Below are 10,442 nucleotides of genomic sequence, written 5' to 3' on the forward strand. Positions count from 1 at the left end.
TTCATATTGCATCTATTGCCCTTCTTAATTTACTCAGATTCGACTCTTTGGCTTCTGCAGGTAATCTACCCAAACATCTGGAAAGTTTAATGGAGAAATCTAATCGGTATGTTATACCTGAGAGAAGGATGAGGAGTTATCCAAGGGTTGTAAAAGGAAAACCTCAAAAATACCCAAGAAAAAGCCAGTCAATCTCTTAACTGACTGGCATTACTCCACTTGGAGAGGCTTTTTATCATCACAATTAAAGTAACCGTTTAAATTTTAATACTTAAAGAATTTCTTTACGCAGTTGTTCCGGTGACTTCATCGACAATAAACCTGGTGCAACATCAAATGCGGTTTTCGCACCGTACTGACCCATCTGGTTCATGCGGTAACACGCACGTGCATAAGCCACCAATACGCTTGCCGTAAACTCAGGATTACTCTCCAGTTTCAAAGAGAATTCCATGACTTGATTATGGGCATCGCTGGTATTGCCACTACGAATCACGAATCCACCATGTGGCATACGATTGTGTTCATTACGAAGAGTTTCTTCATCAATGAAGTTTACCGTTGTATTGTAATCAGCAAAATAGTCCGGCATGGTCACAATGGCCTGTTCAACCTTGGCTGCGTCTGCACCTTCTTCAAGTACCACATAGCACTCACGCGTATGCTTATCTCGGGTGCTTAACTCTGGACGTGAACCACTACGCACCTTGTCCATCGCATTGGTGGAGGGAAGGGTATATTGCACACCCGCTTTCACACCATCAACACGACGAATCGCATCTGAGTGACCCTGACTTAAACCTTTACCCCAGAAGGTATAGGTTTCACCGTCTGGAAGTAATGCTTCACCGAACAAACGATTGATGGAGAACATACCTGGGTCCCAGCCAATCGAAATCATGGCTGTTTTCTTGTTCGCAAGTGCTGGCGCATTTACAGCATCAAAGAACTCTGGAATACGTGCGTGTGTATCAAAGCTGTCGACAGTATTAAATTTACTTGCTAATTCAGGGGTCTGTTTAGGCAAATCATCTTTCGATCCACCACATAAAATCAGTACATCAATCTGATTCTGGAAGTCAACCAATGCATCCATATGAAAAACTTTGGTTTCAGTAAAGCAGGGTGAAACAGTTTCAGGCGCACGGCGAGTAAAAATACCCACAAGCTGTAAATCTGGATTCTTTTGAATGGCAGTTTCCACACCACGCCCTAAATTGCCATAACCAGCAATACCAATACGAATAGAATGTTGCATACAGACAAGTCACTTCAAGCTAATAGTTAAACTTTTCCAAATCAGATTCATAAAACGAAGATGATTGGGTGCTTCTTCTGTGGATTCAAGCCATGATTCAGCCTGCTCACAGAATGCACCATATTGTGCCACAATGTTGTATTTGCACCAAATTAAAGCAAAGTCAGTCGCGATGCTGATCTAAATCTATCGCATAAAAACAAAAAAACCTCCTGACCGGAGGTTTTTCGCAACGGGTGAAATTAAGCACCCGTTTGATAACGTGCCTGAGCCACGGCCGTCGAAGCCTGATAAGGATGGGTAAAATCACCCAGACCGGCTGCCGCTTCCTGAATATCTTTACCTTCTTTAATCACGAAGGTATCGAAACCGGAACGCTTCATATAGTTCAGTACATCTTTAAATACATCACCTGTGGCACGGAGTTCGCCTTCAAAACCCTGACGGCGAAGCAGTGCTGCAAATGAATAACCACGACCATCGTTAAAGCCTGCAAACTCAATAAAGATGGCATCGAGCTGATCTAACGGAAACTCATTGGTTTCAGGCGAAGCATCTACGGTTAAGTACAATGCTTTTTTACCTGAAACATTAGCAAGTTGATCGAGCTGCTCAACAGTCAACACCACATCACCTTGTGGTAACACGCCATCTTCACCAATAATTTGGTAAGTATTGTCTGCAATCGTGCCATCTTTAGAGAGCACTTGTAGTGCGGTATTAAGCATATGCACGCTCCTTAAATGGTTGAATGCCAACACGGCGATAGGTATCAATAAACTCTTCACCTTCCTGGCGCAGGTCAAGATAAGTATTTAAAATTTCTTCCACCACATCTGGCACTTTTTCCGCAGCAAATGATGGCCCTAAGATGTCACCGATTGAGGCATCATGATCAGCATTACCACCCAGGGTAATCTGGTAGAATTCCGCGCCTTTTTTATCAACACCTAAAATCCCGATGTTGCCGACATGGTGATGACCACAGGCATTCATACAACCGGAGATGTTCAGATCCAGTTTACCCAGGTTGTAAATGGTATCGAGATCATCAAAACGGCGTGAAATCGCTTCAGAAATTGGAATTGATTTGGCATTGGCCAGCGAGCAGAAATCACCGCCTGGGCAGCAGATAATATCAGTCAAGAAACCAATGTGCGCACGCGCCAGATTGTGTTGATCCAGGGTTTGCCATAAGGCAAACAGGTCTTTTTGTGGTACATCTACCAGCGCAATATTCTGCTCGTGTGTAGTACGTAATTCACCGAAAGTGTACTGATCAGCCAGGTCGGCAATCAGGTTCATTTCTTCCGTGGTGACATCACCCGGGGCAATACCGGCACGTTTCAGTGAAATGGTGACAATACGGTAGCCTTTCACTTTGTGTGCATTGGTATTGATGTTAAACCATTGCTTGAACTTCGGATATTGTGCAAACAGCGCGGTGAAGTCCTCATCTGCATAGTCCTGATAATCGAATGGCGTAAAGTTCTCATCCATTTTTTTCAGGGTGTCTGCATCGACTTTTAAGGTTTTCACCGTATGTGCAAATTCAGCTTCAACTTTCTCGGCAAATACTTCTGGCGTGAGTGCTTTTACCAGAATCTTGATACGTGCTTTATATTTGTTATCACGACGGCCGTGCAGGTTATAGACACGCAGCACTGCTTCCAAGTAAGCAATTAAGTCTTCACGTGGCAGCCATTCTTTAATCACTGCACCGATGATTGGGGTACGACCCAAACCACCGCCAACCATGATTTTATAGCCCATTTCGCCGGCTGCATTGCGTACAATATACACACCAATATCATGGAAAGCAGTTGCCGCACGGTCAATTTCTTCAAGTGCAGATACCGCAATCTTGAATTTACGTGGCAAGAAGGCAAATTCTGGATGGAAAGTCGACCATTGACGGATCAGCTCACAGGTCGGACGCGGATCGGCAATTTCACCAGCGACCACACCGGCATACTGGTCCGTGGTGGTATTCCGGATACAGTTACCTGAGGTTTGAATCGCGTGCATCTGAACTGTGGCCAGTTCAGCCAGCATATCTGGCACGTTTTCTAGTGCAGGCCAGTTAAACTGAATATTTTGACGTGTTGAAACGTGGGCATAACCACGGTCATAGGCCTTGGCCAAGGCAGCGACTTTACGCAGCTGGGTCGAGCTCATTAAACCATAAGGCACGGCAATACGTAACATTGGCGCATAGCGCTGTACATATAAACCATTTTGGAGACGAAGTGGACGATATTCATCTTCTGTCAATTTGCCCGCTAAATAACGTTCCGTCTGGTCACGGAACTGCGCAACACGTTCATTAATCAGTTGCTGATCGAAATCAGTATATAAATACATGGCGTACAGCTAGTAGTTTCATTATAACGACCGACAGGATAGCGACATTTTATCTATCAACAAAATGCGTTTTTTACATATTTCATAGCGATTTTATTGATAAGTCAGCTGGACTTGCGCTGTAAGCAAGCCTTTGCAGCCATTCATTATTACTTTCTGGATCTTTCATTATTTTTTGCGTTATTTAGCATTTTTTTTCATAAGATGTTTATCCTCACTTTTGGGTCTGGATAAACATCTTATATTGGCTGATAAACCTCTTTTATAGACTGGCGCGTTACCAGTTCCCCTGCCCCAAACCTTGGCCACGGAAATCATAACGAGCTTTGGAGCGCGAGAATTTAATCGGGCAGGCCAACTGCGCTTCAGTGTCTGGGCTGTCCTGTTCCAGTGGCACTTGAACCACCCATTCGCGTTGCTGGGCCAGTGGTGAATGCAGCGCTTCTTCTAAATACAGCACCGGTTCGACACAAACATCCTGCTCGGCAAATATTTGCTGCCATTCTACCCAGCTTTTGGATTGAATTTTATTGCCAATGGCCTGTTTCACCGCCTGCCGGTCGTCTGAATCAAAAGAACTTCCTTTTTCCACAATTAGTGGCAACTCCAGGACCGCGGCCAGACCTTGCATAAATTGTGGCTCCAAACCACCGATCGAAAGATAGCGGCCATCTGAGGTACGATAATAGTCATAAAAAATCGCGCCATTTAAATGGCCAGCTTCGGGACGCTGCTGTTCCTGTCCGGCCAGGCTGGCTGCCGCAGCCATATTGTTTAAGGCCGCCACACAGTCAGTCATGGAAATATCAATATATTGTCCCTGTCCGCTGCTTTGCCGTTCAATGACGGCGGCCAATATACCGACCAGCGCATGTAGTGAGCCACCTGCAACATCAGCAATCTGAATGCCCATTGGCGGTGGCCCGGACTGTGCCCGGCCACTATGCCCGGCAATACCGGAAAGCGCTAAATAATTGATATCATGTCCAGCCTTGGCCTGATAAGGACCGCTTTGTCCATAGCCGGTAATGGAACAATAAATCAGTCCGGGATGAATTTCTGCCAATGTGGCATAATCCAGCCCCAAACGCTGCATTACCCCAGGGCGAAACTGCTCAACCACAATATCGTAATCTTTAATTTTGGCTTTAATTTGTGCAATGCTGTCCGGGTCTTTTAAATCCAGCGTCACCGACTGTTTATTGCGGTTCAGGTAACTGTGCGAAGTCGCCTGGCCATTGGCATAGGGCGGAAATAGCCGGACCAGATCGGGACGGTTCAGTGATTCAATATGCACCACTTCTGCGCCTAAATCGGCCAGATAAAGCGTGGCAAATGGTCCGGGTAACAAGGTGGAAAAATCTAAAACTTTGAGTCCGTTTAAAGCGTATGACATTGGAGTTTTTACTCTATTTGTGTTGATTTTTTCATCATCTTAGAAATATAAAAGCATAAACACAATGTCATGTTCAGCCATTTACCTTGATCATTTCGGCAATTTAATATGTAAAATGGCAAAATAACTCAAGTAAATTGCCAAAAACTTTATTTTTAATGTCATTTAGGTCAAACATACGTGATTACCAAAGACAAAGAGTCAGAAGGCTTTAATATGAGCCGCGATACCATCAGTATCCACTTCGTAAATGCGGCTCTAACCGGTGTCAAACGCCTAGGCATGGACGTCGAGACCTTATTATCACACGTGGGTATTGAGGCCGAGCTGTTACGCCAGCCCAAAGCGCGAATCTCGCCAGAACAATATACCCGTTTTATTAAAATGCTGTGGATGGTGACTCAGGACGAGCACATCGGCTTTGATGTTCAAGGCCGCCGCTTAGGTACTTTTGCCATCATGTGCCAGCTGATCATCCATGCCAAAACCTTGGGTGATGCCTTAGAACTGTCCTCCCAGTTCTATAAACTGTTTGGCGATGAATGGTCGGTGACGCTGGAACGTGACAAACACGAAGCCCGTCTGGTGCCGTTAATTCCTAAGAGCATGGACCCGGACCACTTTATTACTGAAAGTATGCTGATGATCTGGCATGGTCTGGCATCGTGGTTAATTGAACGCCGTCTGCCGCTGGAACGTGTCCACTTTGGTTATGAGCGCCCTGCCCATGCCGATGAATATGATGCGCTGTTCTTCGCCCCAGTGATGCAGTTTGATATGCCGCGTACCGAAATTACCTTTGCGGCCGACTATCTGGACTTGCCAATTCGCCAGAATGAAGAAACCCTGGAAGAATTCCTGAAAGCGGCACCGGCACAGTTACTGGTGAAATTCAAGAATACCAACTCTTTAACTTCACGAATTCGTGATGTCTTAAAGAGCCAGATTGGCGAAGAAATGCCAACCTTGAATGATGTTGCCTCAATGCTGTATCTGTCGCCGCAAACCCTGCGCCGCCGTCTGGCAGCCGAAGGTAAAAGCTATCAGGGCGTCAAAGATGCCTTACGTCGTGATGCCGCGATTCACCTGTTGCTGAATCCGGAACTGACGCTAGAAGATGTAGCGCAACAGGTCGGCTTTAGTGAAACCAGTACCTTCCACCGTGCCTTTAAAAAATGGACTGGAGTGACACCAGGGCTATATCGCCAGTTACACGGTTATCACTAAACATTTTTTAGACAACGTCTTTTCAGGTTTGATCTTCCTCTCCGCCCTCACCGCCAAGTGAGGGCTTTTTTTATTGGCGAAAAGCATCATCTGACCTCGCCCGTTCTCGTCATTGCACTTCATCAATTAATTATTACACTCAAAAAGCATAACAATTTAAAACTCATCAAAGGGATAGCACATGAGCGAGGCTTATATTATTGATGCCATTCGCACACCACGCGGAAAAGGAAAAAAAGATGGTTCACTCTATGAAGTGAAACCGATCAGTCTGGTCACCACCCTGTTGCGTGAATTAGAACAGCGCCATCAGCTGGATACTTCACAGGTCGATGATATTGTGCTGGGCTGCGTCACACCGGTCGGTGATCAGGGTGCCGATATTGCCAAAACAGCAGCGATTGCTGCCGGCTGGAACAATGATGTGGCAGGTGTGCAGATCAACCGTTTCTGTGCCTCCGGTCTAGAAGCCGTGAACTTGGCCGCGCAAAAAGTCCGCTCTGGCTGGGAAGATCTGGTCGTCGCCGGTGGAGTGGAGTCAATGTCCCGCGTACCAATGGGTTCGGATGGTGGCCCGTGGGCGCTGGACCCGGAAACCAACATGGCCTCGGAATTTGTCCCGCAAGGCATTGGTGCCGATTTAATTGCCAGCATTGATGGCTATAGCCGCGCCGATGTCGATGCCTTTGCCGAGCAGTCACAAAAGAAAGCCGCGGCTGCGCAGGCCAATGGTCATTTTGAGCGTTCAATTGTGCCGGTCAAGGACAAAGCCGGTGTTGTAATTCTAGCCAAAGATGAATTTATTAAGCCGAATACCACCGCGGAAGGCCTGGCCAAACTCAATCCAAGTTTTGAAATGATGGGACAGATGGGTTTTGATGCCATCGCCCTGCAAAAATATCCTGAAGTCGAGAAAATTCAGCATGTGCATCATGCTGGTAACTCCTCCGGTATTGTCGATGGTGCCGCGCTGGTGTTACTGGCCTCGGAAAAAGCCGTGCAAGAACAGGGTTTGAAACCACGCGCCAAAGTGCTGGCCACAGCACTGGTTGGTGCTGACCCGACCATCATGCTCACCGGTCCTGCACCGGCATCCCGTAAAGCTCTGGCCAAAGCTGGCTTAAGCATTGAGGACATTGACCTGTTTGAAGTCAATGAAGCTTTTGCGGCGGTGGTGATGCGGTTTATTAACGAGATGCAGGTCGATCCGGCCAAAGTCAATGTCAACGGCGGTGCAATTGCCATGGGTCATCCACTCGGGGCCACCGGTGCCATGATTTTAGGCACCCTGCTGGATGAGCTGGAACGTCAGGGCAAAAAACGTGGTCTGGCCACCTTATGTGTCGGTGGCGGTATGGGTATTGCCACCATTATTGAACTGGTTTAAGGAGGAGCCGCATGAGCGCTATTCAATTCGAAAAAAACGCCGACAATATTGTAATCTTAACGCTAGACTCGCCAAACCAGTCCGCCAACACCATGAATGCAGATTTCCGTGCAGCTTTGGCGGAAACCGTGGAAAAACTCAAAGCCGATGAACAGATTGCCGGAATTATCTTCCGTTCGGCCAAAAAAACCTTCTTTGCCGGCGGTGATCTCGATGAACTGATTCAGGCTCAACCGGAACAGGCCAGCGATTTTTTCCAGATGGTGGAAGGCATGAAAGCCCAGCTGCGTTATATCGAAACGCGTGGTATTCCGGTGGTGGCTGCCTTAAATGGCACAGCTCTTGGCGGTGGCTGGGAACTGGCGCTGGGCTGCCATCACCGCATTGCCTTGAATGACCCAAAAACCAGATTCGGTTTACCGGAAGTGACTTTGGGCCTGCTACCAGGTGGCGGCGGCATCGTGCGAATGGTACGTCTGCTCGGCCTGCAAACCGCTTTTCCATTTTTAATCGAAGGCAAACAGTTTGGGGTAGAAAAAGCTCTGTCTTTGGGCTTGATCCATGACACGGCCGACTCAGCAGATGAAATGCTGCAAAAAGCCATCAACTGGATTCAGGCACATCCGAAATCACAACAACCGTTTGATGTAAAAGGCTATAAAATTCCGGGCGGTGATCCGAAACATCCAGCGGTGGCGCAGATGCTGGCGATTGCTCCGGCGATTTTACGTGACAAGACCAAAGGCTGTTATCCAGCACCGGAAGCAATTATGTCGGCCGCGGTCGAAGGTGCACAGGTTGATGTCGATACCGCACTGACCATTGAATCACGTTATTTTACCTATCTGGCAACCGGTCAAGTCTCTAAAAATATGATTGGTACCTTCTGGCATGGCCTGAATGCCATTAAATCCGGTGCCAGCCGTCCACAGAATATTCCGCAGTGGCAGGCGAAAAAAGTCGGTATTTTAGGTGCCGGAATGATGGGTGCCGGAATTGCCTATGCTGCAGCCATTAAAGGTATTGCGGTTATCCTGAAAGATGTTGCTATAGAAAATGCAGAAAAAGGCAAAGCCTACAGCCAGAAACTGCTGGATAAAAAAGTTGCTCAAGGGCGGATGACTGCGGAAAAACGCGACCAGATTCTGGCACGCATTACCCCAACGGCCTCAGCGGCAGATCTGGCTAGCTGCGACCTGATCATTGAAGCGGTGTTTGAAAATCAGCAATTAAAAGCACAGGTGACCCAGGAAGCCGAAAGCTATCTGGCTGCCGATGGCGTGATGGCCTCCAATACCTCGACCCTGCCCATTAGCGGTCTGGCGCAAGCCGCGAAAGATCAAAGCCGTTTTATTGGCCTGCATTTCTTTAGTCCGGTCGATAAGATGCAACTGGTTGAAATTATTAAAGGCCAGAACACCAATCGTGAAACCGTGGCCAAGGCCTATGACTTTGTCCAGCAGATTGGCAAGACGCCTATTGTGGTCAATGACAGTCGTGGTTTCTTTACCAGCCGTGTGTTTGGTACCTTTGTGCAGGAAGGTCTGCGTATGCTGGCAGAGGGCATCCATCCGGCCAAAATTGAAATGGCCGCGCTCAAAGCCGGGATGCCTGTTGGACCGCTGGCGATTCAGGATGAAGTCTCGCTGACCTTATCCGAGCATGTCGCGGCAGAAACCCGCAAAGCCTTGCAGGCGGAAGGCAAAGAACGCCCACGCTCAGGTGCAGATGAAGTCATTGAAACCATGATCCATCAGTTTAACCGTAAAGGTAAAGCAGCCGGCGCCGGGTTCTATGACTATCCTGAAGGTGGCAAAAAATCGCTCTGGGAAGGCCTCAGTTACTGGAAAAAAGAGCAGACTGTCGATGAGCAGGAACTGATTGACCGCTTCCTGTTTGTCCAATCGCTGGATACTTTGCGCTGTCTGGAAGAAGGCGTGCTGGAATCGGTGGTAGATGGTAACGTCGGCTCGATTTTCGGGATTGGTTTTGCCCCGTGGACAGGTGGTGCCCTGCAGTTCCTGAATCAATATGGACTAAAAGATGCGTTAAACCGAGCACAAGCTCTGGAACAACGCTATGGTGAGCGTTTTGCCCCACCGCAGTTATTGAAAGATAAAGTCGCGCAAGGCGAACAAATTTAAACCCATTCATCTTGGTAGTATTCAAGAGGCCTTTAGGGCCTCTTGTCTGTTCTGGCGACAGTATTGAGCCGCGCCTCGGCGCAAGGAAAGCATTTTCTTGGCTTGGACTTTGAAATAATTATGTTATAAAGTTTCAACAGATTCAGTTTTCTTTTTATCCAATTGGGCAGTTTGTTATGACCGACCACTCATCTCCAGAAAAATCTCCTTGGGGTTGGAAAGCACTTATTATTTTCTCGGTTTTAGGTGCGTTATTTCTTGGCCTGTTCTATCTTGCCGTGAGCAATGAACCGGACTATATGCCAAGCCAGCAGAATAAACACAACACCCAGCAACATGCGTTTAAAAATGCGCCTGCCATGTCTGAAGAGGCTTTGGCCAAAGCTCAGGCTGACCGCGAAGCGCGTGAAGCTCGTGCGGCGGCCAGCGCAGAACAGCATCAGATGACCGAAGCGGAACACGCTGCCATGGATGAAAGCCATAGCGATACCACGGGACACGGTCACTAATCAGCAAATATTAAAAAAGCGGACTTCACGTCATTGCTGTCCCACAATTTTTCACAAGAGGAAGCTCATTTGAGCTTCCTCTTGTTTTATGGGTATTTTATCGGGTGAAAATAAAGCTTTTAAAGTTCTTCTTTCAAACAAATTCACTTGAATTATT

Annotated in this window: 8 protein-coding genes and 1 pseudogene; 5 read left to right on the plus strand and 4 right to left on the minus strand. The window is 47.3% G+C overall.

Annotated features, from left to right (window positions below):
- A pseudogene (locus FTU50_RS15400) lies at positions 1 to 200 on the plus strand (DDE transposase); the annotation flags it as partial.
- A gap of 71 nt (positions 201 to 271) precedes the next feature.
- Here the strand turns inward: FTU50_RS15400 and FTU50_RS14310 are convergent.
- The 4 genes from FTU50_RS14310 to FTU50_RS14325 all read right to left on the minus strand — a co-directional run bounded on the left by FTU50_RS14310 (position 272) and on the right by FTU50_RS14325 (position 5,018).
- A complete protein-coding gene (locus FTU50_RS14310; RefSeq protein ID WP_180047406.1) occupies positions 272 to 1,258 on the minus strand; it encodes a diaminopimelate dehydrogenase in 987 nt (328 codons plus the stop codon).
- 242 nt (positions 1,259 to 1,500) lie between these two features.
- On the minus strand, positions 1,501 to 1,986 hold the full coding sequence (locus tag FTU50_RS14315) for a DUF934 domain-containing protein (protein WP_005175797.1): 486 nt from the start codon (positions 1,984 to 1,986) through the stop codon (positions 1,501 to 1,503).
- Positions 1,979 to 3,622, minus strand: a complete 1,644-nt coding sequence (locus tag FTU50_RS14320; protein ID WP_016659814.1) for a nitrite/sulfite reductase — start codon at positions 3,620 to 3,622, stop codon at positions 1,979 to 1,981. The genes FTU50_RS14315 and FTU50_RS14320 overlap by 8 nt, the downstream gene beginning before the upstream one ends.
- A 277-nt stretch (positions 3,623 to 3,899) precedes the next feature.
- A complete protein-coding gene (locus FTU50_RS14325; RefSeq protein WP_180047407.1) occupies positions 3,900 to 5,018 on the minus strand; it encodes a CaiB/BaiF CoA-transferase family protein in 1,119 nt (372 codons plus the stop codon).
- A gap of 216 nt (positions 5,019 to 5,234) precedes the next feature.
- Here FTU50_RS14325 and FTU50_RS14330 point away from each other — a divergent pair, with 216 nt between their 5' ends.
- The 4 genes from FTU50_RS14330 (at position 5,235) to FTU50_RS14345 (ending at position 10,285) form a co-directional block, all read left to right on the plus strand.
- Positions 5,235 to 6,245 carry an AraC family transcriptional regulator gene (locus FTU50_RS14330; RefSeq protein ID WP_034597576.1) on the plus strand — a complete coding sequence of 337 codons (1,011 nt, stop codon included), beginning with the start codon at positions 5,235 to 5,237 and terminating at the stop codon, positions 6,243 to 6,245.
- 181 nt (positions 6,246 to 6,426) lie between these two features.
- Positions 6,427 to 7,632 (plus strand): acetyl-CoA C-acetyltransferase, encoded by a 1,206-nt coding sequence (locus FTU50_RS14335; protein ID WP_180047408.1) that lies wholly within the window; start codon positions 6,427 to 6,429, stop codon positions 7,630 to 7,632.
- Between the two features lie 11 nt (positions 7,633 to 7,643).
- Positions 7,644 to 9,776: a 3-hydroxyacyl-CoA dehydrogenase NAD-binding domain-containing protein gene (locus FTU50_RS14340; RefSeq protein ID WP_180047409.1), complete on the plus strand. Its 2,133-nt coding sequence runs from the start codon at positions 7,644 to 7,646 to the stop codon at positions 9,774 to 9,776.
- Between the two features lie 176 nt (positions 9,777 to 9,952).
- Entirely contained in the window at positions 9,953 to 10,285 is a 333-nt protein-coding gene (locus tag FTU50_RS14345) for a hypothetical protein (protein ID WP_104473664.1), read from the plus strand.
- The last annotated feature ends 157 nt before the right edge of the window (positions 10,286 to 10,442 follow it).

Origin of the sequence: Acinetobacter sp. YH12112 (assembly GCF_013418945.1) — a bacterium.
GTDB classification, from domain to species: Bacteria; Pseudomonadota; Gammaproteobacteria; order Pseudomonadales; family Moraxellaceae; genus Acinetobacter; species Acinetobacter indicus.

Excerpts from the sequence above, each read along its gene's own strand:
- FTU50_RS14310 (WP_180047406.1), bottom strand. The coding sequence starts at position 1,258 with ATGCAACATTCTATTCGTATTGGTATTGCTGGTTATGGCAATTTAGGG.
- FTU50_RS14315 (WP_005175797.1), bottom strand. The coding sequence starts at position 1,986 with ATGCTTAATACCGCACTACAAGTGCTCTCTAAAGATGGCACGATTGCA.
- FTU50_RS14320 (WP_016659814.1), bottom strand. The coding sequence starts at position 3,622 with ATGTATTTATATACTGATTTCGATCAGCAACTGATTAATGAACGTGTT.
- FTU50_RS14325 (WP_180047407.1), bottom strand. The coding sequence starts at position 5,018 with ATGTCATACGCTTTAAACGGACTCAAAGTTTTAGATTTTTCCACCTTG.
- FTU50_RS14330 (WP_034597576.1), top strand. The coding sequence starts at position 5,235 with ATGAGCCGCGATACCATCAGTATCCACTTCGTAAATGCGGCTCTAACC.
- FTU50_RS14335 (WP_180047408.1), top strand. The coding sequence starts at position 6,427 with ATGAGCGAGGCTTATATTATTGATGCCATTCGCACACCACGCGGAAAA.
- FTU50_RS14340 (WP_180047409.1), top strand. The coding sequence starts at position 7,644 with ATGAGCGCTATTCAATTCGAAAAAAACGCCGACAATATTGTAATCTTA.
- FTU50_RS14345 (WP_104473664.1), top strand. The coding sequence starts at position 9,953 with ATGACCGACCACTCATCTCCAGAAAAATCTCCTTGGGGTTGGAAAGCA.